The sequence below is a fragment of the Cyanobium sp. Candia 9D4 genome (genome assembly GCF_024346155.1).
In the GTDB taxonomy this organism is placed as follows: Bacteria; Cyanobacteriota; Cyanobacteriia; order PCC-6307; family Cyanobiaceae; genus Cyanobium; species Cyanobium minutissimum.
The window spans coordinates 246,317-273,000 of record NZ_JAGQCK010000001.1 but is presented as its reverse complement, the minus strand read 5'-3'; the positions used below and the strand labels follow the sequence as shown (position 1 = coordinate 273,000).

Sequence of the window (26,684 nt, the reverse complement as noted above, 5' to 3'; positions counted from 1 at the left end):
ACGCCCTCAGTACTCGATGCCCGCCTGGGCCTTCACCCCCTGCTCCCGGAAGGGGTGGCGCACCACCTTCATCTCCGTGACCAGATCGGCCCGCTCCAGCAGGGCCGGCGGGGCGCCGCGGCCGGTGAGGGCCACATGGGTGAGGGCCGGACGCAGGGCCAGACCCTCCAGCACCTGCTCCGGGTCGAGATAGCCCAGCTTGAGGGCCACGTTGATCTCATCGAGCACCACCAGCTTGCGCTCGCCGTCGGCGAGGTAGGCGCAGGAGCGCTCCCAGGCGCTCTGTACCAGCTGGCGGTCGCGCTCCCGGTCCTGGGTCTCCCAGGTGAAACCCTCCCCCAGGGCGTGCCAATGGAGGTCGTCGCCGAAGCGCTCCAGGGCCCGGGCCTCCCCCGGCTGCCAGCCGCCCTTGATGAACTGCACCACCGCCACCTTGCCGCCATGGCCCAGGGTGCGCAGCACCAGGCCCAGGGCCGCCGTGGTCTTGCCCTTGCCCTCGCCGGTGAACACGAGCACCAGACCCTTCTCCAGGTTCCGCTCCCCCACCCGCTGCTGCTGCACCTCGCGGCGGCGCTGCATGCGGCGGCGGTAGGCCTCCTGGTCCACCTCGGGGGCCAGGTCGCCCCCAGGGCCCAGTTCCTCGGCCTGGCGATCCAGGGCCAGGGTGTCGTCCGCGGCGGCGGGAGAGGGGGTGGAGGCGTTCGCCGTCATGGGGAGCGGTGTCCGTTTGGGGCACTCTGGCGGAGCCGTGCCAGGGCCGTGTCGACCGCCTGCTGCTGGTCCCGCCGGGTGATCCAGTGGTGGTACGTGCGGGTGTGGATCGCCACCGAGTGGCCCATCATCCGGGCCGCCACCGTGTCGGGCAGGCCGATGTGGATCGTGCGCACGGCCCAGGCGTGGCGCAGGTCGTAGGGGGTGATCGGCAGCCCATAGCGGCGGAACTGCTCCGCCACCCGCCGCCCCACCTGCTGCAGGGTGGTGCGGCGCAGGTCAGTGCAGACCCGGGGCAGTTCGGCGCCGCCCTCCCCCAGGCCCTCGAGGCCGAAGTGCTCCACCCAGTCGGGCTGGAACGGCCACACCTGGTGCTCCCCGGTCTTGCTGGTGGGCAGCACCCGCAGCACCCGGTCGCCCCCCGGCGCCAGGGCGGAGAGGTCGCAGAAGAACACCTCGTGGTTGCGCAGGCCGTAGGTGGCCATCAGGCCGTAGGCCAGGCGCCAGCGGGGGTTGGGGATGGCCGCCACCAGCTCCAGGATGCGCGCATCACTGGGCAGGCCCCGGAACCGGGCCACATGCAGGCCGTAGCCACCGCTGCGCTCGCTCCAGTCGGCCGGCAGGGGCAGCTCCAGGTGGCGGGCCAGGGCCCCCAGGGCAAGGCCGCACTGCTGGCGGCTGCGGCTGGCCAGGGGGTAGGTCTCCAGCACCCGCTCCAGCAGGGGCACATCGACGGACGCCGGCCTGGCACCGGAGGCGGCGGCCACCGCCGCCAGGCGCCGCAGGTAGGGCCGGTAGGCGCCGCTCCAGGTGCTGCGGCTGCCGGCGGGCCGGCGCCGGCGGCGGGGATCGGCGAAGAAGGCGGCCTCGAAACCGGCCAGCAGCGGCGTGAGCCCGGCGGCCTCGGCGGGGAAGCCCACCGCCGGGGGCGACGGAGCCGGGGATGGGGGCCCCAGGGGGACGGCGGCTGGGGAGGGCGCTGGCGCGGCCGGCCGGCGGCGCCAGTGCTCCCAGGAGAAGCGGCCCCGCTCGACCGCCTCCCGCACCCGGGCCAGCTGCTCGAGGGCGGCGGCCACCCCCTCTGCCGTGGCCGGCAGCCCCAGGCTGATCCGCTGCACGGGCCGCGCCGCCGTGCCCTTGGCACAGGGCAGGGGCCCCCGCAGCCCCAGCCGCTGCTGGCGGATCTCCAGCCGCAGGGCGGTGCCCGAGGCCGCCAGTTGCCGGTTCTGGTGCCGCACCAGTTCGGTCAGATCAGCTGGCGCCGGATCGGGCCCGGCTGCTGCAGGCGCGGCGGGGGGTGGCGGGGCGGCCGGGGGGATGGCGGGGCGATCGGGGAGCTGAGCCGGAAGCTACCCCTGCCGTCCCGGGGCCGCCAGGGCAGGGGGCGGTGACCCACCAGGCAGCCGCCGGTGGGGAGGCGGGGTTACGCTCTGCCTTTCTGATCGAAGGCATGGCCAGGGTCGGCGTGCTGCTGCTGAACCTCGGCGGTCCTGAGCGGATCGAGGACGTCGGGCCATTCCTCTACAACCTGTTCTCCGATCCGGAGATCATCCGCCTGCCCACGCCGGCGCTGCAGAAACCCCTGGCCTGGCTGATCAGCACCCTGCGCAGCGGCAAGTCGAAGGAGGCCTACCGCTCCATCGGCGGCGGTTCCCCCCTGCGCCGCATCACCGAGCAGCAGGCCCGGGAGCTGCAGAGCCGCCTGCGCCAGGAGGGGGTGGATGCCACCAGCTACGTGGCGATGCGCTACTGGCACCCCTTCACCGAATCGGCGGTGGGCGATATCAAGGCCGATGGGGTGGAGGAGGTGGTGGTGCTGCCGCTCTATCCCCACTTCTCGATCAGCACCAGCGGCTCCAGCTTCCGGGAGCTGCAGCGCCTCCGCCAGGCCGACCCCGCCTTCCGCCGGCTGCCGATCCGCTGCATCCGCAGCTGGTACGACCACCCCGGCTACATCAATGCCATGGCCGGGCTGATCGCCCGCGAGATCCGCAACTGCGAGGCACCGGAGTCGGCCCACATCTTCTTCAGTGCCCACGGGGTGCCCAAGAGCTACGTGGAGGAGGCCGGCGACCCGTATCAGAAGGAGATCGAGGCCTGCGCCGCGCTGGTGATGGAACGGCTCGCCCAGCTGCTGGGCCATCCCAACCCCTCCACCCTCGCTTACCAGAGCCGGGTGGGGCCGGTGGAATGGCTCAAGCCCTACACCGAGGACGCCCTGCGGGAGCTCGGTGAGCAGGGTGTCCAGGAGCTGGTGGTGGTGCCGATCAGCTTCGTCAGCGAGCACATCGAGACCCTCGAGGAGATCGACATCGAATACCGGGAGATCGCCACCGAAGCCGGCATCAGCCACTTCCGCCGGGTGCCGGCCCTCGACACCGACCCCACCTTCATCCAGGGCCTCGCCGACCTGGTGCAGGAAGCCATGGCGGGCCCGGAGGTAAATCTCGACATGGCGGCCCAGCTGCCCAAGAAGGTCAAGCTCTATCCCCAGGACAAGTGGGCCTGGGGCTGGAACAACAGCTCCGAGGTCTGGAACGGCCGGCTGGCGATGGTCGGATTCTCCGCTTTTCTGCTGGAATTGCTCACCGGTCACGGCCCGCTGCATGCCCTTGGACTGCTCTGACCGCCCCAGGCGTCCCGGCCTGCGCAGTCGGTCGCTGGTGATCGCCGCCACCCTGGGGCTGAGCAGCCAGGCCCTGCCCGCCGAGGCCCGCAACGCCAGCCTGTGGGCCAGGGGGGTGTTTCCGGTGGCGAGCTTCGCGGGCTACACCAGCGGCTTCGGCATGCGCTCCCACCCCCTCAGCGGCGATGTCCGACCCCACTACGGCATCGACATCGCGGCGCCCATGGGATCGCCGATCCGCAGCTGGTGGGCCGGAACGGTGAGCGAGGTGATCGTCGACGGCGGCTGCGGCAACGGGCTGGTGATCCGCTCCGGCAGCTACGAGCACATCTACTGCCACCTCGGGGGCCAGGCCGGCAACGGCGTCTACCGCAGCGGCGGCATCCTGCTGCGGGAGGGGCAGCGGGTGGCCACCGGCCAGGTGATCGGCCATGTGGGCCTCACGGGCAGCACCACCGGACCCCACCTCCACTGGGGCATGCGTTACCGGGGCGCCTGGATGGATCCGGCCCGAGTGTTGCGGGCGATGGCGGAGAGCCGCCGTCAGCGCAACCCAAACCCCCTCCAGCGACCTAACCTTGGTGTCTTCCGCTGATGGTTCCGAGACCCCTGCCCGGACACCTGGCTCCCGGGCCGACCGCTCTCCCATCCTGACGACTCCCTCCCCTTCGCCCGACCCCAGCCGCCGCCGTGACGCTCACGCCCCTTCCCTCCGCCATCGCCGCCGCCGGGACCAGCAGCCCCAGTGTTTCCACCCCTGAGGCGCCGCAGCCTTCCTCAGAGCCGATGCGCGTGAGCGGGGCCTACGCCCTGATGGATGCCCTGCACCGCCACGGCGTCCGCCACATCTTCGGCTACCCGGGCGGCGCCATCCTGCCCATCTACGACGAGCTCCATAAGGCGGAAGCCCGGGGCTGGCTGCAGCACATCCTGGTGCGCCACGAGCAGGGCGGCACCCACGCCGCCGACGCCTACGCCCGCGCCACCGGCCGGGTGGGCGTCTGCTTCGGCACCTCCGGCCCCGGCGCCACCAACCTGGTCACGGGGATCGCCACCGCCCAGATGGATTCGGTGCCGATGGTGGTCATCACCGGCCAGGTGCCCCGGGCCGCCATCGGCACCGACGCCTTCCAGGAAACCGACATCTTCGGCATCACCCTGCCGATCGTGAAGCACTCCTGGGTGGTGCGCGACCCCGCCGACATCGGCCGCATCGTGGCGGAGGCCTTCCTGATCGCCGCCAGCGGCCGGCCCGGGCCGGTGCTGATCGACGTGCCCAAGGACGTGGGGGCCGAGGAGTTCGACTACACCCCCGTGGCCCCGGGATCGGCGATCCCCTCCGGCTTCAAGCGCTCGCCGGCCCCCCGACCGGAGGCCATCGCCGCCGCCCTGGGCCTGATCCGCCAGGCCCGGCGCCCCCTGCTCTATGTGGGTGGCGGCGCCATCGCCTCCGACGCCCACGCCGAGGTGCACCAGCTGGCCGAACGGTTCCGGCTGCCGGTCACCACCACCCTGATGGGCAAGGGGGCCTTCGACGAGAACCACCCCCTTTCCGTCGGCATGCTCGGCATGCACGGCACCGCCTATGCGAACTTCGCCGTCACCGAGTGCGACCTGCTGATCGCCGTCGGGGCCCGCTTCGATGACCGGGTCACCGGCCGCCTCGACAGCTTCGCCCCCCGGGCCCAGGTGATCCACATCGACATCGATGCGGCCGAGGTGGGCAAGAACCGGGTGCCCGAGGTGCCCGTCGTCTCCGACGTCAAGCAGGCCCTGGAGGCCCTGCTGCAGGCCTCGGTCGGCGAGGGCTCCAACCGCCGGACCGACGCCTGGCTGGAGCGCATCGACACCTGGAAACACCACTACCCGCTGGTGATCCCCCAGCCCACCGGCGAGATCGCCCCCCAGGAGGTGGTCATCGCCCTGCGGGAACTGGCCCCCGAGGCCTTCTACACCACCGATGTGGGTCAGCACCAGATGTGGGCGGCCCAGTTCCTGCGCAACGGACCCCGCCGCTGGATCAGCAGTGCCGGCCTCGGCACCATGGGCTTCGGCATGCCCGCCGCCATGGGCGTCCAGACCGCCTTCCCCGACGAGACGGTGATCTGCGTGGCCGGGGACGCCAGCATCCTGATGAACATCCAGGAGCTGGGCACCCTCAGCCAGTACCAGCTGCCGGTGAAGGTGGTGGTGCTCAACAACGGCTGGCAGGGGATGGTGCGCCAGTGGCAGGAGAGTTTCTACGAGGAGCGCTACTCCAGTTCCGAGATGACCGGCGGCATGCCCGATTTTCCCGCCCTCGCCGAAGCCTTCGGCGTCAAGGGCATCGGCATCACCGACCGTGCCCAGCTGCGCTCCGGCCTCGCCGAGGCCCTGGCCCATCCGGGCCCGGTGTTCGTGGATGTGCGCGTGCGCCGCAACGAGAACTGCTACCCGATGGTGCCCCCGGGCGCCAGCAACGCCCAGATGGTCGGCCTGCCCAGCCATCCCGAACTGGCCATCGACACCATCCGCCAATGCAACGCCTGCGGCAGCACCACGGCCAGCGCCCACCTGTTCTGCCCCAGTTGCGGCGCCAAGCTCTGACCCTGCTGGCGGTCCTGCTGGCCCTGGTGATCGCCTGGCCCGGCGCGGCCGCCGCGGCGGAGGTCTACCAGGTGCGCAGCGGCACCCTGCTGCAGGTGGGGGATGGCAACCGCAGCTACCTCGTGGAACTGGCCTGCATGGAGCTGGCTCCCGGGCAGGAAGCCGAGGCGGTCAGCTGGCTGCGGCAGGCCCTGCCTCGCCGCACCAGGGTGAACCTGCGCCCCATGGGACAGCGGGACGGCACCCTGCTGGCCCGGGTGAGCCTGCTGGCCGGCGGCGAGGACATCGCCGACGGGCTGATCGGTGCCGGCCTGGCCCGGCCGGAGGCCTGCCCATGAGCCTCAATCGCACCGCCAAGGGCATCGTGCTGGTTCCCACCCTGCTGCTGGGCGGGGCCTTCCTGGCCGCCGGCACCTGGGTGGACGGCCCCGCCGCCGCCAACCGGGGCCTGGCCCTCACCCTCGGCGCCGTCCTGATGGGAGCCGGCCTGCTGGCCCAGCTGCTGCCCGAATCCGGCCCGCCCCCCACCGACCCCGACGCCGACCCCTGAGCGCCGGCCCAGGCACCAGCGCGACGACCAAAGATCACAGCCCGGCGCCGGCACGGGTGGGCGGGCCCAGAGTTGGCTCAGTCAGGGCGAAGGGGATGCGGGACTCCGATCGGCTCGTCGTGCCCCTCGCCGAGGTCGGCCTCGACGCCATTGCCGAGGTGGGCGGCAAGAACGCCTCCCTGGGCGAGATGATCCAGCGGCTGGAGCCCGCCGGCGTCCGGGTGCCGGGGGGCTTCGCCACCACGGCCGCCGCCTACCGGCTGTTCATCGCCGCCAACGGGCTCCGGCCGGTCCTGGCCGAACTGCTCGACGGGCTGGATGCCGACGATCTGGCGGCCCTGCAGGCGGCCGGCCAGGGGGCCCGGGAGCGGATCGGCCAGGCGGAACTGCCGCCGCCGCTGGCCCAGGCGATCGTGGCCGCCTACCGGGAGCTCAGCAACGAACGGGCCTCCGCCGGCAGCCCGGCCGTGGTGGCGGTGCGCTCCAGCGCCACGGCCGAGGATCTACCGGAGGCCAGCTTCGCCGGGCAGCAGGAGACCTTCCTGCACGTCGAGGGGGAGGCGGCGCTGCTGGAGGCCTGCCGGCGCTGCTACGGGTCGCTGTTCACCGATCGGGCCATCGTCTACCGGCAGCAGCACGGCTTCGATCACCTGGAGGTGGCCCTCTCGATCGGGGTGCAGCGCATGGTCCGCTCCGATCGGGCCAGTTCCGGGGTGATGTTCAGCATCGACACCGAAACCGGCTTCCGCGACGCCGTGCTGCTGACCGCCGCCTACGGGCTGGGGGAGAACGTGGTGCAGGGCGCCGTGAACCCCGATGAGTGGCTGATCTTCAAGCCCACCCTGGAGAAGGGGTTCGCCCCGATCCTGAGCCGGCGGCTGGGCAGCAAGGCCCTGCGCATGGTCTATGCCGACCCCGGCGGCGGTGATGGCCGGGCGGTGCGCAACGAGGCCGTGTCCCCCCAGGACCGCCGGCGCTTCGCCCTCAGCGACGCCGAAGCCCTGACCCTGGCGCGCTGGGCCTGCGTGATCGAACGCCACTACGGCGAGCGCCGCGGGGTGCCCACGCCGATGGACATCGAATGGGCCAAGGATGGCCTCAGCGGCGAGCTGTTCATCCTCCAGGCCCGACCGGAAACGGTGGAGTCCCGCCGGGGCGGGGCCGTGCTGCGCAGCTGGCACCTGGAGTCGCACCCGGCGGAGGAGATCACCAGCGGCCGGGCCATCGGCGCCTCGGTGAGCAGCGGCCCGGCCCGGGTGATCAGCGATCCCGGCGAGATCGCCCGGTTCATGGACGGCGACCTGCTGGTGACCCGCCGCACCGACCCCGACTGGGAGCCGATCCTGCGCAAGGCCAGCGGCGTGGTCACCGACCAGGGGGGCCGCACCTGCCACGCGGCGATCATCGCCCGGGAGATGGGCCTGACGGCGATCGTCGGCACGGGCGACGGTACCGGCCGGATCGCCGACGGCGACACCATCACCCTGAGCTGCTGCGAAGGGGACGTGGGCCACGTCTACCGGGGGGCGGTGCCGTTCCGGGTGGAGGAGCAGGCCATCGGCGACCTGCCGGCCACCCGCACCCGGATCCTGATGAACGTGGGCAACCCCGAGGAAGCCTTCCACCTGGCTTCGATCCCCTGCGACGGCGTGGGCCTGGCCCGGCTGGAGTTCATCATCGCCAACCACATCCGGGTGCACCCCATGGCCCTGCTGGAGCCCGAGCGGGTGACGGACGCCGCCGAGCGGGGCGCCATCGCGGAGCTGGTGGCGGGGTACGACGCGCCGGCCGACTACTACGTGGACCTGCTCAGCCAGGGCATGGCCCGGATCGCCGCCGCCTTCCATCCCCGGCCGGTGATCCTGCGTTTCTCCGACTTCAAGAGCAACGAGTACGCCCGCCTGCTGGGCGGAGCGGCCTTCGAGCCGGCGGAGGAGAACCCGATGATCGGCTGGCGAGGGGCATCGCGCTACTACGCCCCCGCCTTCCGCGCCGCCTTCGCCCTGGAGTGCCGGGCCCTGCGTCGGGTGCGGGAGTCGATGGGGCTGGCCAACGTCATCCCGATGGTCCCCTTCTGCCGCACCCCCGAGGAGGGGGACCGGGTGCTGGCGGTGATGGCCGGCGAGGGCCTGGAGCGGGGGAAAGACGGCCTGGAGGTGTACGTGATGTGCGAGCTGCCCAGCAACGTCATCGGTGCGGAGGCCTTCGCCGAACGCTTCGACGGCTTCTCGATCGGCTCCAACGACCTCACCCAGCTCACCCTGGGGCTCGACCGGGACTCGGCCCTGGTGGCGGACCTGTTCGACGAGCGGCATCCCGCGGTCAAGGACATGATCCGGCTGGCGATCCACACGGCCCGCCGCTGCGGCCGCAAGATCGGCATCTGCGGCCAGGCCCCCAGCGACTATCCCGACTTCGCCCGCTTCCTGGTGGAGGAGGGGATCGACTCGATCAGCCTCAACCCCGACGCGGTGGTGCCCACCCGCATCGCCATCGCCGCCCTGGAGGCCGAGCTGAACGCGGCCAGCCCGGCGGGGAGGGCCTGAGGGGGCGGTCTCCGGTTCGCCTCAGCAGGCGGCCTGGCGGAGCCGCACCGGCTCTGGGTCCGCCGGCGTCCCAACACCCCCGAACCAGAGGCGCCAGAGCAGCACGGCATGGGCGCCGCAACGCACCACGCAGAGCGCCGCCAGACCCATGCAGAGGGGACAGTGAGCCAGGCCCATCCGAAATCCGGCCCCAGGCGCGATCAGGTTCCACCATGGCACCTTCGGCGCCGGATCGGCAGGGTTCGCCACGAGCGTTGGCGCCCCTGCCGTGCCGTTGGCGCCCGCCCCGCCGTGCCCTAGAACGCCAGCAGCCCTCCACCTGCCACGGCCGTGCTGCGCCTCAGCGAGCTGAAACTGCCGCTCGACCACAGCGCCGACGACCTGGAGGCGGCCATCACCCGCCGGCTGCGGCTAGCCCCGGGGGAACTGCGCAGCCATCACCTGGTGAAGCGCAGCGTCGATGCCCGAAAGCGCGGTGCCATCGCCCTGGTGTACTGCCTCGACCTGGAGCTCGAGGCCGGCGCCAGGCGCCGCCTGCTGCGCCGCTTCGCCGGCGACCCCCACCTGCGTCCGACCCCGGACAGCCGCTACCGGCCCGTGGCCAGGGCGGAGGGAGCCGTCGCGGAGCTGCGCCCGGTGGTGGTGGGTGCCGGCCCCTGCGGCTACTTCGCCGCCCTGCTGCTGGCCCAGATGGGCTGGCGACCGCTGCTGCTGGAGCGCGGCAAGGCGGTGAAGGAACGCACCGCGGACACCTTCGGCTTCTGGCAGGGCCGCCGCCGCTTCGATCCCGGCTCCAATGCCCAGTTCGGCGAGGGTGGGGCCGGCACGTTCTCCGACGGCAAGCTCTACAGCCAGGTGAGCGAGAACCCCGCCTACATCCGCAAGGTGCTGGAGGAGCTGGTGGCGGCCGGGGCCGATCCGGAGATCCTCACCCTGCACCACCCCCACATCGGCACCTTCAAGCTGGCCACGGTGGTGCGCGGGCTGCGGGCCCGGATCGAGGCCCTGGGGGGCGAGGTCCGCTTCGGTCAGCACGTGGTGGAGCTGCTGCTGGGGGACGGCCCCCAGCGGCGCCTGGCGGGTGTGCGGCTGGCCGACGGCACGGCCATCGCCTGCGACCATCTGGTGCTGGCGCCGGGCCACAGCGCCCGGGACACCTTCGCGATGCTGCATCGCCTCGGTGTGGCCATGGAGCCCAAACCCTTTGCGGTCGGGGTGCGGATCGAGCACCCCCAGGCCCTGGTCGACCGGGCCCGCTGGGGGGAGGCGGCGGGCCATCCGCGGCTCGGGCCGGCGGAATACAAGCTGGTCCACCATGGCAACGGCGAAGGGGGGGCCGGCGCCGGCCGCAGCGTCTACAGCTTCTGCATGTGTCCCGGCGGCCTGGTGGTGGGGGCCACCTCGGAGGAGGGCTGCGTCGTCACCAACGGCATGAGCCAGCACTCCCGCCGGGAGCGCAATGCCAACAGCGGCCTGGTGGTGCCGATCAGCCAGGAGGATCTGGCGCCCTACGCCCAGGAGGGGGCGGAGGCCCTGGCCGGGATCGCCTTCCAGCGCCACTGGGAGCGGCAGGCCTTCGACGCCGGCGGCGGCGACTACCGGGCACCGGCCCAGTGGCTGGAGGATTTCCTGGAGCACAGGCCCAGCCGGGAGCCCCCCCCGGAGGCGGTGGTGGGCTCTTACCAGCCCGGCCTGCGCTTCGGCAGCCTGGACGGTTGCCTTCCGGCCTACGTGCTCGACGCGATCCGGGAGGCCCTGCCGGCCTTCGCCCGGCGCATCCCGGGCTACGCCATGGCGGGGGCGCTGCTGACCGGCGTCGAGACCCGCACCTCCTCACCCCTGCGGCTGCTGCGCCACCCCACCGGGCTGGAGAGCCTCAGCACCCCGGGGCTCTTTCCGGCCGGGGAGGGGGCCGGCCATGCCGGCGGCATCCTCTCGGCGGCGATCGACGGCATCAAGGTGGCCGAGGCGGTGGCGCTCAGCCTTGGGACACCACACCGCTCCACTGCACCGCCCTGACCCCGTCGCGGCGCCAGGAATGGAACAGGGCCGTTTCGGCCACGGTGCAGAGCGGGCAGAGGCCGATCCGCTCCGGCCCGATCCCCTGGCCTTCCAGCTGCAGGGCCGTGGCCCGTCGGATGTCGAGCCGGTCCCGGCCGGGGGCGGGATCCGGCAGCAGGGCGCCGCAGCGCTCCAGATCGGCCAGGGCCCGCTCCTCCGGCGGCGGCCCACTGCCCTCGGGCGCCATGGCGGCAGCCACCTGCAGGGTCACGGAGCGCTCCACCTGATAGCGGAAGCCGGCCACGGCCGGACCCAGCGCCACCACAAGCCGGTCCCGGCTGGCGCCGTCCGCCACCAGCCCTTCGATCGCCGCCGGCACGATCCTGGCCGCGACCCCGCGCCAGCCCGCGTGGCAGGCCGCCACCCGGCCGCTGGCGGGGTCGGCGATCAGCACGGGGGTGCAGTCGGCCCCGCACACCCAGAGGCTCTGGCCGCCGCGGTCGCTGCGCAGTCCATCGGCCTCCGGCCAGGGGTCCCGGTCGGCGGCGGAGGCGGCCAGCACCGCACCGCCGTGCACCTGGCGGGTGCGGTGCACGCTGACGCCGGCACTGAGGGCGCCGGCCAGCTCCTCCGGCGGCCGTCCCTGCCACTGGCGGGTGAAGAAGCCGTGCTCGAACGCCGCCAGCAGGTCGCACTGGAGGTAGTGGCCGCCATAGGTACCCACCCAGGTCCAGCCGGGAAGGTCGTTGAAGCCGGCGTCGGGCCGATCGAAGGGGGGCTCAAGCGCCTCAGCCATCCGCCTCAGCCATCGGGCAGGTCGCGCAGCAGCCAGAACCCCTCGAGGCTGGGGGCCTCCTCGCTGGCCTGGATGGCGATGAACTGCAGGCCTCCGGCCCGCTCCCTGGCCTCCGCCAGGGCCTGCTGGGCCAGCCGCGCCTCCTCCTCCGGCAGTCGGGCCAGGATCCAGCGATCCTCGAGACCGGCCTCCAGCACCAGCTGGCCAGAACTGACCTCCAGCCGGGTCGGCTCCAGGCCGGACAGCCAGCCGGCGATGGCCAGGGCCCGCCGGCGGCTGAACAGCCGGATCCCGGGGACCGGTGTGGCGGGATCCACCTCGGAGGGCAGGGCCACCAGGCCGGGGAAGGCGATCTCCCAGCCGCCGGCCTCGGCCAGGGTGGCGGCCGGCAGGGTGGCCCAGCTCCAGCTGTCGCCCCGGGCCGCCTCCGGCAGGGGCAGGGCCACGGCGGGAATCGGCTGCGGTGGCGGGGCGAGGGGGCCGGCCATGTAGCCCGGCTCCTGGGGGTAGACGCTGGCCTGCCGCTCCCGCAGCCACTCCACCAGGCCGTAGCAGCGCCGGCTGGGCACCAGCTCCAGGCCGAGGCCTTCGGCCGCCCGCTGCACCATGGCCCGCATCGAGCCGCGCCAGCAGCGCAGCCGCCGCGGCGGTCCGTAGCCCTGCTCGGCGGCCGCCGCCAGGGCGGCTTCGATCGCCCCGCGCAGCCACTGGGAATTGACGCTGGCGGCCGGGCAGTCCATCGACCAGCGGAAGGGGTCCGGCGCCGGCTGCAGGCCCTGCGTCGAGCAGATCAGCAGCTCCCAGCGCTTCTTGCCATCGGCCTCCAGGATCGGCCTGGAGTAGTAATCGAGCTCCCAGTCGGGGCCGGGGGCCTGCACCGCTACCGCTGCGCTCATCCTGCGTCCTGTTCCTGCTGGCGCAGCAGCGAGCGGGCCCGGTGGGCCCGGTCCTCGGCCTCGGCCATCACGGTGTCCTTGGCGATCAGCAGCTCGCCGGGGGGACCTTCGAGCAGGGCGGTGTTGAGGGCGATGCGGCCCCGGGCGGGGTCGACGGCGGTGATCAGGGCCTTGAGGTGCTCACCCTGCTGGAACGCCTCGCGCAGATCCCGCAGGGCCCCGCCGGTGATCGAGGACTGGTGCAGCAGGCCGCTGACGCCGCCCAGGTCGACGAAGAAGCCATAGGGCTTGATCGACACCACCTGGCCTTCCACCAGCTGCCCCACCTCCAGGGTGGCGAAACGGGCGGCGGTGGCGGCGCGCTTCTCGGAAAGCACCAGCTTGCGGGTCTCGGCGTTGACCTCCAGAAACGCAACGCCCAGGGTCTGGCCGACCAGGGCTTCGTGGTTCTCGCCCTCGTTGAGCTGGGAGCGGGGGATGAAGCCGCGCAGGCCCTCCAGGTCACAGGTGACGCCGCCTCGGTTGAAGCCGTTGACCCTCACCTGCACCACCTTGCCCTCCTTCTCCAGCTGGCGCACCTTCTCCCAGCTCTGGCGCAGGGCCAGGGCGCGGGCACTGATCGTCACCATGCCGTCGGCGTTCTGCTCCCGGGTGACGAGCACCTCGATCGGCAGCCCCTTAGGGAAGCGCTCCTTGAGGTTGGTGATCACCCCCAGGCCGCACTCGCTCTTGGGCATGAAGCCGGGAGCCTTGCCGCCGATGTCCACATAGACACCGTCGCTCTCCATGCCGATCACCACCCCCTGGACCACTTCACCGGTGGTGCCGACCGGGGCGTTCTCGTCGAGGGCGGCGAGGAAGGCCTCCTCGTCGAAGTCGAAATCGTCGACGGTGCGGGCCTGGCGGGGGGATTCGCCGGGGGTTGCCTCGGCGGCGGCCGGACCCCGGCCCGCCGCGCGCGCCGAACCGCCGCGCCGATCGGGGGCCGGCCCGAGCAGATCGGCCATGGTCAGGCCCTCGAGGCCCTGCAGACCAAAGCGGTCGTCGTCCTCGGCGGCAGGCGCGGGGGGCCGCACCGGCGCGGCCACAGGGCCGGTGGCCGCCGACGGGGCGCCGGACGGACCGGGGGCGGTCGGGGCGAGGGGGGGCTCAGGCGCCGCCTCGTCCTCCTTCTTGATCATCAACACCTGGGGCGGCTTGCGCAGCGGCGCCGGGGCCGACCCGGAAGGCCTCGCCGGCGGCGTGGGGCGCTGGGCGGGGTTCCGGGGCTGACGCGGCGCGGGGTTGCCGGTTCCTGCCATGGAGGTCCTCAGCGAAGCACGGGGTCCCACACTGTACGAATCACCCTTCAGAGGCCGGTCCTCCCCCCGCCGATGCCCCCCAGCCCGGAGCGACGCCTCGCCAGCCTCAGCTGGACGACGGTGCGTGAGCAGGCGGCCCGTCCGGGCAGCACGCTGCTCTGGCCCCTGGGTGCCGTCGAGCAGCACGGTCCGCTGCTGCCCCTGGGCACCGATGCCCTGTTCGCCGAACGGGTGGCCGCAGCGGTGCTGGAGCGGCTCGCTCCCGAGCTGCCCATCTGGCGCCTGCCGCTGCAGAGCCTGGGCTTCTCGCCGGAGCACCTGGGCTTCCCGGGAACCCTCAGCCTGCCGGCCGGGCTGCTGATCGACCTGGTCCGTGCCGTCGGCCGTGGGGTGGCGGCGGCGGGCTTCCGGCGGCTGGTGCTCTTCAACGCCCATGGCGGCCAGATCGGCCTGCTGGAGGCGGCGGCCAGGGAGTTGCGGGTGCTGGAACCCGCCCTGGCGGTGCTGCCCTGCTTCCTGTGGCGCGGCGTCGATGGGCTCGCGCCGCTGATTCCCGAGCCGGAACGCAGCGACGGCCTCCACGCCGGCCTGGCCGAGACCAGCCTGATGCTCTTTCTCGAACCGGGCACCGCCGGTTCCCTCCCCGCCGCCGACGGGCCCGGCGAAGGCCAGGCCCCACCCGCCGGCTGGAGCCTGGAAGGGGCCTGCCCCAGCGCCTGGCGCACCGAGGAGATCAGTGCAAGCGGCGTGATCGGGGATCCGTCCGGCGCCAGCGAGGAGCTGGGACGCCAGCTGTTCGACTGCCTGGTGGAGAGCTGGGAGCGGCGGCTGGAGGCCCTGCTGCACAGCAACTGGCCGCCGACCTCCGGCGCAGCGTGACTAAAGTCGTGGGATTGCTTATCCCCGTGGTTCCCATGCCCACCCTCGCAACCACCACGTCCGTCGATTCCTCCCTGGATCCGGCGGGCCCGATCGAGGGGAGCGACCTGCCCGACTTCAGCACCGCCGCCTACAAGGACGCCTACAGCCGCATCAACGCGATCGTCATCGAAGGTGAGCAGGAAGCCCACGACAACTACATGTCCCTCGGCACCCTGCTGCCCGACCAGGCCGAGGAACTGGCCCGGCTGGCCCGCATGGAGCTCAAGCACATGAAGGGCTTCACCGCCTGCGGCAACAATCTGGGCGTCACCGCCGACATGCCCTTCGCCCAGGAATTCTTCTCCCCCCTGCGCAACAACTTCCAGGCGGCCCTCCAGGAGGGCAAGGTGGTCACCTGCCTGCTGATCCAGGCCCTGCTGATCGAAGCCTTCGCCATCTCGGCCTACCACATCTATATTCCCGTCGCCGATCCGTTCGCCCGCAAGATCACCGAAGGGGTCGTCAAGGACGAGTACACCCACCTCAATTACGGCCAGGAGTGGCTTAAGGCCCATCTGGAGGAGTCCCGCGCCGAGCTGGAGCAGGCCAACCGCGACAACCTCCCCCACGTGCGCCGGATGCTCGACCGCGTGGCCGCCGATGCCGCCGTCCTCCACATGGAAAAGGAGGATCTGATCGAGGATTTCCTGATCGCCTACCAGGACGCCCTCACCGACATCGGCTTCACCCCCAGGGAGATCGCCCGGATGGCCGCCGCGGCCCTGGTGGGCTGAGCCGCCCCCCTTCCCCACCCCTGGGGAGGATGTAGCGTCGGCGACATCCGGCCCCGCCCCTGCCGCCGCTTTCTCCTTCCTGCATGTTCGGCCTGATCGGTCATTCCACCAGCTTCGAGTCGGCCCGCAACCTGGCGCGGAGCCTCGGTTTCGAGGAGTACGCCGAGGGAGATCTGGACATGTGGTGCAGCGCTCCGCCCCAGCTGGTGGAGCGGATCAGTGTCACCAGCCCCACGGGCAGGCGCATTGAAGGTGCCTACATCGATTCGGTGTTCGTGCCCGAGATGCTGGGCCGTTTCAAGACGGCCAAGCGCAAGGTGCTCAACGCCATGGAGCTGGCCCAGAAGACCGGCATCGACATCACCGCCCTGGGGGGCTTCACCTCGATCATCTTCGAGGACTTCAAGCTGCTGCGGGAGCAGCAGGTGCGGGCCACCACCCTCGACTGGACACGGTTCACCACCGGCAACACCCACACCGCCTGGGTCCTGTGCCGGCAGGTGGAGGAGAACGCCCCCAAGCTGGGCATCGACCTGCGGCGGGCGAAGGTGGCGGTGGTCGGTGCCACCGGTGACATCGGCAGCGCCGTCTGCCGCTGGCTCTCCCAGCGCACCGGCGTGCAGGAGCTGCTGCTGGTGGCCCGCCGGCCCCAGCCGCTGGCGGATCTCCAGCAGGAGCTCGGCGGTGGCCGCATCCTGCCCCTCGAGGAGGCCCTGGCCGAGGCCGACGTGGTGGTCTGGGTCGCCAGCCTGGCCCAGGCCAGCAGCATCGACCCCAGCCAGCTGCCCCGTCCCTGCCTGATGGTCGACGGCGGCTACCCCAAGAACCTGGACACCAGGGCCGCCGGCGACGGCATCCACGTGCTCAAGGGCGGCATCGTCGAATTCGGCTCCGACATCGGCTGGCAGATGATGGAGGCGGCCGAGATGGCCAGACCCCAGCGCCAGATGTTCGCCTGCTTCGCCGAAGCGATGCTGCTGGAGTTCGAAGGAATCCACACCAACTTCAGCTGGGGCCGCAACAACATCAGCCTCGAGAAGATGGACCTGATCGGCGCCGCCTCCCTGCGCCACGGTTTCCAGGCCCTGGGCCTGGAGGTCCTGGCCGCGATCCCCAGCCTCTCCATCACCTGATCCCCTCCGCCTGAGCGCCCATGGCCCGCCGCGTCCTGCTGGATTTCGAGAAACCGCTGGTGGAGCTCGAAGAGCAGATCGAGCAGATCCGCCAGCTGGCCCGTGATTCCGAGGTGGACGTGAGCCAGCAGCTGCTGCAGCTGGAAACCCTCGCCACCCGGCGGCGGGAGGAGATCTTCAGCTCCCTCTCGCCGGCCCAGAAGATCCAGGTGGCCCGCCATCCCCAGCGGCCCAGCACCCTCGATTACATCCAGGTCATCACCGACGAGTGGATCGAGCTGCACGGCGATCGCCGCGGCAACGACGACCGCGCCCTGGTGGGTGGTGTCGGGCGCATCGGCGACCAGCCCGTGGTGCTGCTCGGCCACCAGAAGGGCCGCGACATGAAGGAGAACGTGGCCCGCAACTTCGGCATGGCCTCCCCGGGCGGCTACCGCAAGGCGCTGCGGCTGATGGAGCATGCCGATCGCTTCCGCCTGCCGATCCTCAGCTTCATCGACACCCCCGGGGCCTACGCCGGCGTCAAGGCCGAGGAGGAGGGCCAGGGGGAGGCGATCGCCGTCAACCTGCGCGAGATGTTCCGGCTGCGGGTGCCGATCATCGCCGTGGTGATCGGCGAAGGGGGCTCCGGCGGTGCCCTCGGCATCGGTGTGGCCGACCGGCTGCTGATGTTCGAGCACAGCGTCTACACCGTGGCCAGCCCCGAGGCCTGCGCCTCGATCCTCTGGCGCGATGCGGCGAAGGCCCCCGCCGCCGCCGAGGCCCTGCGCATCACCGGCGCCGATCTGCTGCAGCTCGGGCTGGTGGACGCCCTGCTGAAGGAACCCTCCGGGGGCAACCACTGGGCGCCGATCCAGGCCGCCGACACCCTGCGCCGGGCGCTGCTCAGCCACCTGGCCGAGCTGCAGACCTGCAGCACATCCGACCTGCTGGAGGCCCGCTACGCCAAGTACCGGCGCATGGGCCAGGTCCTGGAGGGGGTGGCGCCGGATCCTGCCCACGCACCGTAGGGTTTGCCTCCACGCCTCACCGCCCTTTGCCCGTCGCCCTGATCACCGGTGCCTCCCGCGGCATCGGCGCCGCCAGCGCCCGTCGTTTCGCCGCCGAGGGCTACGACCTGCTGTTGGTGGCCCGCAGCCTGGCCGACCTCGATGCGCTCGCCACCGAGCTGCGGGCGCTGGGCCGCCGGGTCGAGACCCTGGCCCTCGACCTGAGCCGGGCTGAGGCCATCGGCCCCGCCCTGGCCGAACTGCTCGGGCGCGGGCTGGTTCCTTCGGTGGTGATCAACAACGCCGGTGCCGCCTGGACCGGCCCCCTGGCCGACATGCCGATCGAGCGCTGGCAATGGCTCCTGCAGCTCAACCTCACCAGCGTCTTCCAGGTCTGCCTGGCGGTGCTGCCGGCCCTGCGCCAGGCGGGGGGCGGAAGGATCATCAACGTCAGCAGCCACGCCGCCCGCAACGCCTTTCCCGAGTGGGGGGCCTACTGCGTCAGCAAGGCGGCCCTGGCCTCCTTCAGCCGCTGCCTCGAGGCGGAGGAGCGCTCCGCCGGCATCGCCGTGAGCACCCTCACCCTGGGGGCGGTGAATACACCCCTCTGGGACAGTGAAACCGTCCACAGTTCCTTCGACCGACGTGCCATGCTTTCAGCCGAGCAGGTGGCCGAATCTCTGCTCTACCTTGCGCGGCAACCCCACAGCCAGACGGTTGAGGACCTCACCCTGATGCCGGCCGCCGGAGCCTTCTGAACCCCCTTATGACATCCACCCTCCCCACCGGCCTAAGCGCCCGTCAGGCCGCTCCCGTCACGACCCCCATTCCCGTCAGCCTGCGGATCCGCGAACGGCTGCAGAAGGAAGGCATCCCGTTTCTGGCCAACGACAACATCTCCGACCACCTGCGCGAGGGTGAGCTCGACCAGCTGGAGATCGAGGTGGCCGGCAAGGTGCGCGACCTGCTGCGCAGCCTGGTGATCGATATCGAGAACGACCACAACACCGAGGAGACGGCCGAGCGGGTGGCCAAGATGTACCTCCACGAGGTGTTCAAGGGCCGCTACCACGAGCAACCGAAGATCGCCAGCTTCCCCAACGTGAAGCAGCTCGATGAGATCTACACCGTGGGGCCCATCTCCATCCGCTCCGCCTGTTCCCACCACCTGGTGCCGATCCTCGGCAACTGCTGGATTGGCATCAAACCCGGCGAGCGGGTGATCGGCCTGTCGAAGTTCTCCCGCGTCGCCGACTGGGTCTTCTCCCGGCCCCACATCCAGGAGGAAGCCGTGATCATCCTGGCCAACGAGATCGAGCGGCTCTGCCAGCCCCTCGGCCTGGCGATCCTGGTCAAGGCCCAGCACTACTGCATGAAATGGCGCGGGGTGAAGGAGCCCCAGACCAGCATGGTGAACTCGGTCGTGCGCGGTGATTTCCGCCACGACCCGAGCCTCAAGCAGGAGTTCTTCGAGCTCGTGCGTCAGCAGGAGGCCCTGCTCAGCACCTGAACCCGCTCAGTTGGCAGGGCGCGGCTGGACCGGGCCCACCACCTGCGAGACGCTGCGCTGACTGCCGCCCGGGGTGGGCACCGCCACCACCACCATCACCTGGGAGGCCACATCGGCAGGGGTGAGGGCGTAGGTGGGGCCGCTGGCCCCCTCGATCAGCTGCCACTGGACCTGTCCGGGGGCCAGCCGGTACCAGTGGAAGGCCGCTGGCGGCAGGGCAGCCAGCCCTTCAGCGGCTGCCGTGGCCTGCAGCAGGGTCCCCTGCATGGCCTCCCCCTGGAGCAGCAGCTGGCCGAGCCCGGCGATGCGCTGCTCCACCGCTCCCTCAAGCCGCTGGTCGCCGGCGATCTGCTGGCGCAGCAGCTGGATCTGCTGCTGGGGATCGGCCGTCACCCCGGGGACGCACTGGAGCGTGCCGTCCACCAGCTGGCAACCCACCAGATCCTGGGCCCGGAGACCGGGATCCCCCGGCAGTGCCGCCAGGACCAGGGCCAGGGGAAGGATGACACGGGCTCGGGATGAACGACGGAGGAAGGCCAAGGGGGCTCTGGGATGGGCTGCACCGATCCTGCACCCGGCGGGGCCAAACGCCAATCAGGCGGGGGTGGATCCACGCACCGCCGCCACCAGGGCCGCGACCCGCGCCAGATCCTTGACGCCGGGGCTCTCCTCCAGGGCGCTGGAAGCATCGAGGCCATCGGGCTGCAACCGCGCCAGCAGCTCGGCCACCGTCCCGGGGCCCACACCACCGGCCAGCCACCAGGGGAGGGGCGGGCGGAAGTCCTCCAGCCATTCGATCGGGATCCGGTGCCCCGTCCCCCCCAGCTGGCCGGGGCACCAGGCATCGAGCAGCAGGGCCTCCACCACGCCGGCATAGGCGGCAGCCCGCTCCAGGTCCGCGGGGGTGCGCACCCGCAGGGCCTTCCAGAGGCGCACCCCCAGCCTGCCGCCCAGCTCACGGCAGCGCTCGACGCTCTCCTCCCCATGCAGCTGCAGCACCGCATGGCCCCGCCCCGCCGCCAGTTCCTCCAGCTGGTCGTCGCTGGGATCGGCCACCACCAGCACGCCGAAGCACTCGGGACGGCCGGTAGCCAAGGGGGGGCGGCCGGTAGCCACGGAGGGGCGGCCGGCGGCCATGGCGGCGAACAATCCGGGCCGCTGCGGCGGCGGCACGTAGCGGGGCGAGCCGGGAACGGCGATGACTCCGATGGCATCGGCCCCCAGGGCCGCGATGGCGGTGGCCTGGGCCGGCTCCCGGAGCCCGCAGATCTTGAGCAGCGGAGTGGCGACCGGAATCGGGGCGGCTGGCCTGTCTTTCTAGGATGGGAGCAACAATTCCGGCCACGGCCGGATCTCCGAGCGGACGGTGCCCGTGGGTGAAGGCTGGCAACTGCTGACGATCCGCGGCATCCCCCTGCGCATCCACCCGAGCTGGTTCGTCATCCTGCTGCTGGCCACCCTGGCCTTCCAGCAGCAGTACGCCCTCAGCCTGGGCAGCCAGCTCGCCCCGGCGGCCCTCTGGGCCGTGGCCCTGGTCACCGCCCTGGCCCTGTTCGTCTCCGTGCTGCTGCACGAGCTGGGCCATTCCCTGGTGGCCCTGCGCCAGGGGGTCAAGGTCAAGAGCATCACCCTGTTCCTGCTGGGTGGCGTCGCCAGTGTGGAGCGGGAATGCTCCACCGCCCGTGGCGCCCTGATGGTGGCGGCGGCGGGACCGGCGGTGAGCCTGGTGCTGGGGTTCGGCCTGCTGGCCTCCACCCATGCCGCCAGCCACGTGGCCCCGGTGCTGGGTCAGATGGTGGAACGGCTCGCGGCCCTCAACCTGATCCTGGGCCTGTTCAACCTGCTGCCCGGCCTGCCCCTGGATGGGGGGCTGATCGTCAAGGCCCTGGTCTGGCAGTTCTCCGGCAGCCAGCGTCGGGGCGTGGAGGTGGCCAATGCCTGCGGCCGGTTCCTGTCCCTGTTCGCCGTCGGCATGGGCACCGTGCTGCTGCTGCGGGGCGGCGGCATCGGCGGCGCCTGGCTGATCCTGCTCGGCTGGTTCGGCCTCGGGGCGGCCCGCAACCAGACGCAGATGCTGGTCGTCCAGCAGGCCCTCAAGGATCTGAAGGTCCGGGATGTGGCCCAGCGCCGCTTCCGGGTGCTGGAGGCCGACACCACCCTGCGGGAGCTGAGCCGGATGCGCCTGGGCACCGCGGCGCCGCCCATCGCCGACGCCGGCGACGGCGCCCCCCCCGCCGAGCAGGCGTCCGGCGGCCCGCCGGAGTGGCTGCTGGTCTGCGACCGGGGTCGCTGGCAGGGGGTCATCGATGACGGGCCCCTCCAGTCCCTGCCGGTCCAGTGCTGGGACCGGGAAACGGTGGGACACCACCTCCAGCCCCTCTCCAGCCTGCCCGCGATCCCCGAATCGGCCCCGCTCTGGCAGGCCGCCCTCCAGCTGGACGACGGCAACCACCAGCGGCTGCTGGTGCTCAGTCCGGCGGGGCTGCCCTGCGGCACCGTCGAGCGCCCCGAGCTGGGGGACGCCGTGCTCAAGAAGCTGGGACTGCGTCTCCCCGCCAACCTGCTCAGCGTCGCCCGCCGGGAGAACGGCTATCCCCTCGGCATGGCCCTCGGTCAGGTGGCCCGCGGGATGGTCAGCTCGGGAGAGGTTTCACCGCTGACGGATTCGGTCAGCCGATAGTGGCCGAGCCGCGGGGCGATCGCGGCCAGCTCCTGCGGCGCCAGGGGGGCCAGGGGCGGCACCGGTGACGACCCGCCTGCACCGCCTGGATCGGGAACGGAGAGCCAGGGCAGCCAGCGGGCGGCCGAGCGGAGCAGATGCTCCTCCAGCGCGATCCCGGCCAGCGGCAGGGGATCGAGGTCCGGGGGATCGCCGCTGAACACCTCCCGCCACAGGGCAGGGCAGGGGGCGAGCTGGATCGAACCGTGCTGCAGCAAATGGCCGCCGCGCCAGAGCTGGGCGCTGCCCACCCGCTTGGCTCCATTGGCGTGGACCAGGTCGGCGACGGTGCTGGTGGCGAAGCAGCTGCTGCGCTGCAGGCTGGCCTCCTGGCGGCCGCCTTGCAGCGGCAGGCCCATGGCAGCGAAGGCCTCCACCAGCCAGGTGAGGGCCAGGCCATAGACCTCGGATCGGGTGCCCTGGGGCCGGGGCCACACCAGGGCATAGGTGAGATCGGCGCCATGGAGCACGGCCCGGCCGCCGCTGGGGCGACGCACCAGGTCGAGGCGACCCTGGCGCTGCAGGTCCCACCAGTGGGGCTCCAGCCGCCGCTGGTGCCTGCCCAGGGAGAGGGTGGGCCGCAACCAGCGGTAGAGCCGGAAGGCCGGCGCCGGCGGGCCATCCAGCAGCCAGGCGTCGATCGCCATCTGCCAGTCCCCGCCCAGGCTTGTCGTCCTGATCCAGCGCACCGGCGCCTCCGGCGGCAGGGACGGGGCGGCGGCCGCCGCGCCCTCGGTCCGGGGTTCGACGCTCAGGGCAACACGCTCCAGAAGCCGGGGTCGAGCTCGTAGCCGAGCACGGCGGCCATCTGGCCCAGGTTGGCGCGGCACTCGATCCCGCCGCTGGCGGCCCAGTGGTCGAGCAGGAACAGCCGCTGGGTGATCCAGAGTTCCAGGCTCTCGGGGGCGAAACGGATCCCCTCGGTGGGACTGAAGCCATGGGGAAGCAGCATGGCCACATGGCGGGTGAGCTGGCCGCCGCTGCGCTCCAGCACCAGGGGCAGCCAGGGATGGAGTGCATCGGCCCGCAGGCTCCAGAGCCGCAGTTCCGGGATCTCCGAGAGTTCGCGCGGATCCTCCGCCTGCCGGGGCCAGTCGAAATCGAGGGCCAGACCGCTGGCTGCGCTCAGCAGCGCCGCCGGCGCCAGCGACGCCAGGGCCGCCACGGCGGAGAGGTCGAGGCTGCGCACCTGATCGGCGGACACCTTCAGGGGCTCGGGCGGGGGCTCGGGACAGGGTGGGGGCGCCATCAAGAGCTGTGACAGGGCAGGGCCGGAGGCTGGACCGTAGCTCGCGATGGCCGAAGAATGGGTCGGTCAAACTCCATCCACCGTCAAGGACATGGTCACTCCGATCAATCAGGCCGAAGTGCTGATCGCCCTCATCGTGGCGGCCCATGCCGGTGTGCTGGCCGTCCGCCTCTGCTTCAGCCTCTACAAAGCCTGAAGCTGCTGCGCCGCTCCCTTGGCAAGGCCCGGGCAGGCTGCTACAAGCGGAGGGCTCGCAGCCTTCCCTCAGGTGCGCCAGACCCAGCCCCAGCCTTCCCGGCGTCAGCCCCCCGCTGCACGAAGCTCCACGGGCCGTCCACGGCGTTCCCGGTCCCTCCAGACGGCCGGGGATGGCGCTGGCGGTCCTTTTTCGCTGCGCCCGATTCCCAGCCTCCATGGCCAGCCGGCGCTCGCCGGCTCCAGCCTTGAGCCCCTCCATGCCGGCGGCGAGGCCGGCGGCTGCGGCCGCGAAAGCCAGCTGCTGTCCCTGTCCGCCGAGCGCCAGGAGCTGGTCTGCAGCCTGATCGGCCTGGCCGTCAAGCTGGGGCTGGTCGCCCTCACCGGCGTGAGCCTGTTCCGCCTCGCCGGCGCCTACCAGCAGCGCATGGAGAGCCAGGGAGAGATCGCCGCCGTGCTCGAGCTCGAGAACGCCAAGCTGGTCAAGGCCCGGGAGCGCTTCGACGCCCTGTTCATGGTGGAGGGGGAGCAGCGCCTGATCCGGGAGCAGAGCCAGTGGATCGCCCCGAACCGTCTGCGGGTGATCTGGCAGTCGAACCGTCCGTTTCCAACTGTTGAATCCGCCGCGTCCGGATCCGGAAACCAGGGCACCCGTCCGTAGGTTGGGGCCCCCTTCGCCCGCGGATCAGCAACGCCATGGTGACCCCATCCGGTGACACCGCCCTCTCCCCCGCCGCGTCCCGGGGCACGGCTGCCGGCCCAGGCGTTCCCGGCACGGCCCTGATCACCGGCGCCTCCTCCGGTGTCGGCCTGTTCGCCGCCAAGGCCCTGGTGGACCGGGGCTGGCACGTGGTGATGGCCTGCCGGGACACCGACAAGGCCCGGCGGGCCCAGGCGGCCCTGGGCATGGCCGATGGCGCGGTGACCCACCTGAAGGTGGATCTGGCGGATCTCGACAGCGTGCGCGCCCTGGTCGACGCCTTCCATGCCACCGGGCGCCCCCTGGATGCCCTGGTCTGCAATGCGGCGGTCTACCTGCCGCGGCTGAAGCATCCGGAGCGCTCGCCCCAGGGCTACGAGATCTCGATGGCCACCAACCACTTCGGCCATTTCCTGCTGATCCACCTGCTGCTGGAGGACCTCAAGCGCTCCTCCCACCCGTCGCGGCGCCTGGTCATCCTGGGCACCGTCACCGCCAACTCCAAGGAGCTGGGGGGCAAGATCCCCATCCCGGCGCCCGCCGATCTCGGCGACCTCTCGGGCTTCGCCGCCGGCTTCAAGGCCCCGATCGCCATGGCCAGCGGCAAGAGCTTCAAGCCCGGCAAGGCCTACAAGGACAGCAAGCTCTGCAACATGATCACCACCCAGGAGCTGCACCGCCGGCTGCACGACAGCACCGGCATCGTGTTCACCTCCCTCTATCCGGGCTGTGTGGCCGACACCCCCCTGTTCCGCCACACCCCGCGGGCCTTCCAGACGATCTTCCCCTGGTTCCAGAAGAACATCACCGGCGGCTACGTGAGCCAGGCCCTGGCGGGCGAACGGGTGGCCCAGGTGACGGCGGATCCGGACTTCGCCGTCTCCGGGGTGCACTGGAGCTGGGGCAACCGGCAGACCAAGGGGGGCAAGCAGTTCAGCCAGGAGCTCTCGGAGAAGGCCAGCAACCCCGTCACCGCCCAGCGGATGTGGGACTACTCGATGCAGCTGGTGGGGCTGGCCTGAGGCCATCGCCGGGCCGGCGCCATTGCATCGGAATCTGCCGATTCAGGCGCACGGCCGGAAGAAGCCGCTAGGAGTCTTCCAGTACCACCCTCTGGAGCCGATGACCCGCACGCTGCGCTGGGGAGTGGGACTGCTGCTGGTCGTCAGCCTCTCCATCGGCGCCTTCCTGTTCCTGCCCTTCCGCCCCTGGCTGCCGGGCGGGACGGTGGCCGATGTGCCGCTGAGCCAGGTGGTGAACGGTTCCGCCTTCAACCGGCTGTTTCCCGAGCCGGAGGACGGCGACCAGCTGGTGTTCACCCAGGAGAAGCGGGGCTTCAGCGAAGCCCGGCTCAAGCATGGCGGCCAGGTGAAGGCCCTGCTGGCCATCTCCGATGTCACCACCGCCCCGGAGGCCCGCCTCAAGTTCGAAGCCAGCCAGAGCCGCCTACAGGGCTGGCCGCTGGTGGAGCAGGGTCCGCAGGCCACCGCCCTGCTGGTGGCCGACCGCTTCCAGGTCAAGGTGATCGGCCAGGGTGAGGGACTGGATCCGGACCAGCGTCAGGACCTGCTCGGGCGGTTCAACCTCAGGGGCCTGGCTGCCCTGCAGGGGGCGGCATGAGCTCCGTTCTCGAGCGCCTCGATCGACTGCCCCGCCGCAACCTCACCGTGCTGGCCATCAAGGGCCTCAGCACCCTGGTGCCCGGCGGCTGGCACAACATCACCAGCGCCGACGCCCTGATCGCCGATGTGCTGGGCAGCAACGATCCGGAGCTGATCCGCCAGGTGCGAGCCCGGGCCGACGTGCTGAGCCGGGCCCGCCACGAGGGCTACGGCCGTGCCCTGAGCCTGTATGACGCCGTCAACCGCTCCCAGAAGGCCGCCGGTGGCCTGCGGCTGCTGGCCAACATCGGCGGCGCCCTGCCGCTGGTGAAGCGGGTCGCCGATCTCACCCCCACGAGCGACAGCCTGCAGGCGGCGGATCTGAGCCTCAAGGTGGCCGCCGAGATGCTGGCCTTCACCCAGGTGAACGGCCTGCCCGGTGACAGCTTCGGCGACTTCGCCGCCGCCCTGGGCGACTACGCCGGCGAGGCCCGGGTGAGAATGGCCGCCCTGATCTGCTTCGATGCCCTGCTGCCCCTGGGCGACCAGGCGCTGCAGCGGCTGGATGGCCTGCTGGGAGGCCTCGACAGGCGGGACCTGCACCAGCTGCCCGCCTACGCCGGCATGGCCCGACTGCTGCCGGGGCGTGGGGATGGGGCCCATCTCACCTTCCTGCGTCGGAGCCTCGAACCGTGGCTGGGCTGGGCCGGCGGCTTCACCAGCCAGCTGGGTCTCACCGGGCAGAGGGCGGTACAGGCCCTGGAGGGAACCCTGGGCCCCTGGCAGGGGGGCTTCGAGCAGATGGCCACCTTCCTCGATGCCTTCACCGACACCTACCAGCACACGGGGGTGCAGGCGGTGGCCCGCCGGCTGGTGGAGCGGGCCGCCGCGGAGATCTGACGGGCCCGCCGGGGTCCGTC

Annotated in this window: 30 protein-coding genes; 19 read left to right on the top strand and 11 right to left on the bottom strand. The window is 71.9% G+C overall.

All coding sequences use genetic code 11. The features are described from left to right. Positions 1–6: 6 nt before the first annotated feature. From cobO to KBZ08_RS01375, 3 genes are read right to left on the bottom strand one after another with little or no spacing between them, the layout of a single operon-like run. Positions 7–711 carry a cob(I)yrinic acid a,c-diamide adenosyltransferase gene (gene cobO / locus KBZ08_RS01385; RefSeq protein WP_254970778.1) on the bottom strand — a complete coding sequence of 235 codons (705 nt, stop codon included), beginning with the start codon at positions 709–711 and terminating at the stop codon, positions 7–9. Then, positions 708–1,949 carry a site-specific integrase gene (locus KBZ08_RS01380; RefSeq protein WP_254970776.1) on the bottom strand — a complete coding sequence of 414 codons (1,242 nt, stop codon included), beginning with the start codon at positions 1,947–1,949 and terminating at the stop codon, positions 708–710. The genes cobO and KBZ08_RS01380 overlap by 4 nt, the downstream gene beginning before the upstream one ends. 8 nt (positions 1,950–1,957) lie before the next feature. Beyond that, a complete protein-coding gene (locus KBZ08_RS01375; protein ID WP_219904234.1) occupies positions 1,958–2,107 on the bottom strand; it encodes a hypothetical protein in 150 nt (49 codons plus the stop codon). Between the two features lie 54 nt (positions 2,108–2,161). Here KBZ08_RS01375 and hemH point away from each other — a divergent pair, with 54 nt between their 5' ends. The 6 genes from hemH (at position 2,162) to ppsA (ending at position 9,019) form a co-directional block, all read left to right on the top strand. Beyond that, positions 2,162–3,337 (top strand): ferrochelatase, encoded by a 1,176-nt coding sequence (hemH, locus tag KBZ08_RS01370; RefSeq protein WP_254970773.1) that lies wholly within the window; start codon positions 2,162–2,164, stop codon positions 3,335–3,337. Further along, a complete protein-coding gene (locus KBZ08_RS01365; RefSeq protein WP_254970771.1) occupies positions 3,318–3,932 on the top strand; it encodes a M23 family metallopeptidase in 615 nt (204 codons plus the stop codon). The genes hemH and KBZ08_RS01365 overlap by 20 nt, the downstream gene beginning before the upstream one ends. 191 nt (positions 3,933–4,123) lie before the next feature. Further along, positions 4,124–5,923: a biosynthetic-type acetolactate synthase large subunit gene (gene ilvB, locus KBZ08_RS01360; protein WP_219904268.1), complete on the top strand. Its 1,800-nt coding sequence runs from the start codon at positions 4,124–4,126 to the stop codon at positions 5,921–5,923. Next, the gene (locus KBZ08_RS01355; RefSeq protein WP_254970770.1) at positions 5,905–6,261 is read left to right on the top strand and encodes a hypothetical protein; all 357 of its coding nucleotides are present in this window, start codon (positions 5,905–5,907) and stop codon (positions 6,259–6,261) included. Before ilvB ends, KBZ08_RS01355 begins: the two co-directional genes overlap by 19 nt. Next, on the top strand, positions 6,258–6,473 hold the full coding sequence (locus tag KBZ08_RS01350) for a GIVxVP protein (protein ID WP_106221359.1): 216 nt from the start codon (positions 6,258–6,260) through the stop codon (positions 6,471–6,473). Before KBZ08_RS01355 ends, KBZ08_RS01350 begins: the two co-directional genes overlap by 4 nt. Positions 6,474–6,568: 95 nt before the next feature. After that, positions 6,569–9,019: a phosphoenolpyruvate synthase gene (gene ppsA / locus KBZ08_RS01345; protein WP_254970767.1), complete on the top strand. Its 2,451-nt coding sequence runs from the start codon at positions 6,569–6,571 to the stop codon at positions 9,017–9,019. 21 nt (positions 9,020–9,040) lie between these two features. Here the strand turns inward: ppsA and KBZ08_RS01340 are convergent, their stop codons facing one another. Further along, entirely contained in the window at positions 9,041–9,196 is a 156-nt protein-coding gene (locus KBZ08_RS01340) for a hypothetical protein (protein WP_181280140.1), read from the bottom strand. Positions 9,197–9,349: 153 nt separating this feature from the next. Between KBZ08_RS01340 and KBZ08_RS01335 the strand changes: the two genes are divergently transcribed. Continuing rightward, a complete protein-coding gene (locus KBZ08_RS01335; RefSeq protein ID WP_254970764.1) occupies positions 9,350–11,038 on the top strand; it encodes an NAD(P)/FAD-dependent oxidoreductase in 1,689 nt (562 codons plus the stop codon). On the opposite strand, the gene KBZ08_RS01330 is transcribed toward KBZ08_RS01335, so the two are convergent. Genes KBZ08_RS01330 through KBZ08_RS01320 form a run of 3 tightly spaced genes read right to left on the bottom strand, consistent with a single transcriptional unit; the run spans position 10,998 to position 14,013 of the window. Next, on the bottom strand, positions 10,998–11,816 hold the full coding sequence (locus KBZ08_RS01330) for a polyphenol oxidase family protein (RefSeq protein WP_254970761.1): 819 nt from the start codon (positions 11,814–11,816) through the stop codon (positions 10,998–11,000). The two genes, KBZ08_RS01335 and KBZ08_RS01330, sit on opposite strands and share 41 nt — an antisense overlap. A gap of 5 nt (positions 11,817–11,821) precedes the next feature. Beyond that, entirely contained in the window at positions 11,822–12,712 is an 891-nt protein-coding gene (locus tag KBZ08_RS01325) for a Tab2/Atab2 family RNA-binding protein (protein ID WP_254970759.1), read from the bottom strand. Next, positions 12,709–14,013: a S1 RNA-binding domain-containing protein gene (locus KBZ08_RS01320; RefSeq protein ID WP_106221369.1), complete on the bottom strand. Its 1,305-nt coding sequence runs from the start codon at positions 14,011–14,013 to the stop codon at positions 12,709–12,711. The genes KBZ08_RS01325 and KBZ08_RS01320 overlap by 4 nt, the downstream gene beginning before the upstream one ends. 72 nt (positions 14,014–14,085) lie before the next feature. Between KBZ08_RS01320 and KBZ08_RS01315 the strand changes: the two genes are divergently transcribed. From KBZ08_RS01315 to folE, 6 genes are all read left to right on the top strand, one after another. After that, positions 14,086–14,892, top strand: a complete 807-nt coding sequence (locus KBZ08_RS01315) for a creatininase family protein (protein WP_106221371.1) — start codon at positions 14,086–14,088, stop codon at positions 14,890–14,892. Between the two features lie 35 nt (positions 14,893–14,927). Next, the gene (locus tag KBZ08_RS01310) at positions 14,928–15,668 is read left to right on the top strand and encodes an aldehyde oxygenase (deformylating) (RefSeq protein ID WP_106221373.1); all 741 of its coding nucleotides are present in this window, start codon (positions 14,928–14,930) and stop codon (positions 15,666–15,668) included. 83 nt (positions 15,669–15,751) lie between these two features. Continuing rightward, positions 15,752–16,801 (top strand): long-chain acyl-[acyl-carrier-protein] reductase, encoded by a 1,050-nt coding sequence (locus KBZ08_RS01305; RefSeq protein WP_254970753.1) that lies wholly within the window; start codon positions 15,752–15,754, stop codon positions 16,799–16,801. A 20-nt stretch (positions 16,802–16,821) separates the two neighbouring features. Next, positions 16,822–17,811 carry an acetyl-CoA carboxylase carboxyltransferase subunit alpha gene (locus KBZ08_RS01300; protein ID WP_254970751.1) on the top strand — a complete coding sequence of 330 codons (990 nt, stop codon included), beginning with the start codon at positions 16,822–16,824 and terminating at the stop codon, positions 17,809–17,811. Positions 17,812–17,837: 26 nt separating this feature from the next. Beyond that, on the top strand, positions 17,838–18,548 hold the full coding sequence (locus KBZ08_RS01295) for an SDR family oxidoreductase (RefSeq protein ID WP_254970750.1): 711 nt from the start codon (positions 17,838–17,840) through the stop codon (positions 18,546–18,548). 8 nt (positions 18,549–18,556) lie between these two features. Then, the gene (folE, locus tag KBZ08_RS01290) at positions 18,557–19,300 is read left to right on the top strand and encodes a GTP cyclohydrolase I (RefSeq protein WP_015107714.1); all 744 of its coding nucleotides are present in this window, start codon (positions 18,557–18,559) and stop codon (positions 19,298–19,300) included. Between the two features lie 6 nt (positions 19,301–19,306). On the opposite strand, the gene KBZ08_RS01285 is transcribed toward folE, so the two are convergent. Together KBZ08_RS01285 and KBZ08_RS01280 are read right to left on the bottom strand one after the other, a co-directional pair. Next, complete coding sequence (locus KBZ08_RS01285; RefSeq protein WP_254970747.1) at positions 19,307–19,840, bottom strand: hypothetical protein; 534 nt, start codon at positions 19,838–19,840, stop codon at positions 19,307–19,309. A 54-nt stretch (positions 19,841–19,894) separates the two neighbouring features. Beyond that, positions 19,895–20,473 carry a phosphoribosylanthranilate isomerase gene (locus tag KBZ08_RS01280; protein WP_254970745.1) on the bottom strand — a complete coding sequence of 193 codons (579 nt, stop codon included), beginning with the start codon at positions 20,471–20,473 and terminating at the stop codon, positions 19,895–19,897. A 199-nt stretch (positions 20,474–20,672) separates the two neighbouring features. On the opposite strand from KBZ08_RS01280, the gene KBZ08_RS01275 reads away from it, so the two are divergent. Continuing rightward, the gene (locus KBZ08_RS01275; RefSeq protein ID WP_106221385.1) at positions 20,673–21,980 is read left to right on the top strand and encodes a site-2 protease family protein; all 1,308 of its coding nucleotides are present in this window, start codon (positions 20,673–20,675) and stop codon (positions 21,978–21,980) included. Here the strand turns inward: KBZ08_RS01275 and KBZ08_RS01270 are convergent. Together KBZ08_RS01270 and KBZ08_RS01265 are read right to left on the bottom strand one after the other, a co-directional pair. Further along, positions 21,914–22,708, bottom strand: a complete 795-nt coding sequence (locus KBZ08_RS01270) for a lipoyl protein ligase domain-containing protein (protein WP_254970742.1) — start codon at positions 22,706–22,708, stop codon at positions 21,914–21,916. The two genes, KBZ08_RS01275 and KBZ08_RS01270, sit on opposite strands and share 67 nt — an antisense overlap. Before the next feature lie 62 nt (positions 22,709–22,770). After that, a complete protein-coding gene (locus KBZ08_RS01265; protein ID WP_254970741.1) occupies positions 22,771–23,268 on the bottom strand; it encodes a CRR6 family NdhI maturation factor in 498 nt (165 codons plus the stop codon). 91 nt (positions 23,269–23,359) lie between these two features. Here KBZ08_RS01265 and psaM point away from each other — a divergent pair, with 91 nt between their 5' ends. The 5 genes from psaM (at position 23,360) to KBZ08_RS01240 (ending at position 26,664) form a co-directional block, all read left to right on the top strand. Further along, positions 23,360–23,464, top strand: a complete 105-nt coding sequence (gene psaM, locus KBZ08_RS01260; protein WP_043325215.1) for a photosystem I reaction center subunit XII — start codon at positions 23,360–23,362, stop codon at positions 23,462–23,464. 72 nt (positions 23,465–23,536) lie between these two features. Beyond that, a complete protein-coding gene (locus KBZ08_RS01255) occupies positions 23,537–24,124 on the top strand; it encodes a hypothetical protein (RefSeq protein ID WP_254970740.1) in 588 nt (195 codons plus the stop codon). Between the two features lie 35 nt (positions 24,125–24,159). Then, complete coding sequence (locus KBZ08_RS01250) at positions 24,160–25,185, top strand: protochlorophyllide reductase (protein ID WP_219904236.1); 1,026 nt, start codon at positions 24,160–24,162, stop codon at positions 25,183–25,185. 100 nt (positions 25,186–25,285) lie between these two features. After that, a complete protein-coding gene (locus KBZ08_RS01245) occupies positions 25,286–25,783 on the top strand; it encodes a hypothetical protein (protein ID WP_254970739.1) in 498 nt (165 codons plus the stop codon). Then, positions 25,780–26,664 carry a hypothetical protein gene (locus tag KBZ08_RS01240; RefSeq protein WP_254970737.1) on the top strand — a complete coding sequence of 295 codons (885 nt, stop codon included), beginning with the start codon at positions 25,780–25,782 and terminating at the stop codon, positions 26,662–26,664. Before KBZ08_RS01245 ends, KBZ08_RS01240 begins: the two co-directional genes overlap by 4 nt. The last annotated feature ends 20 nt before the right edge of the window (positions 26,665–26,684 follow it).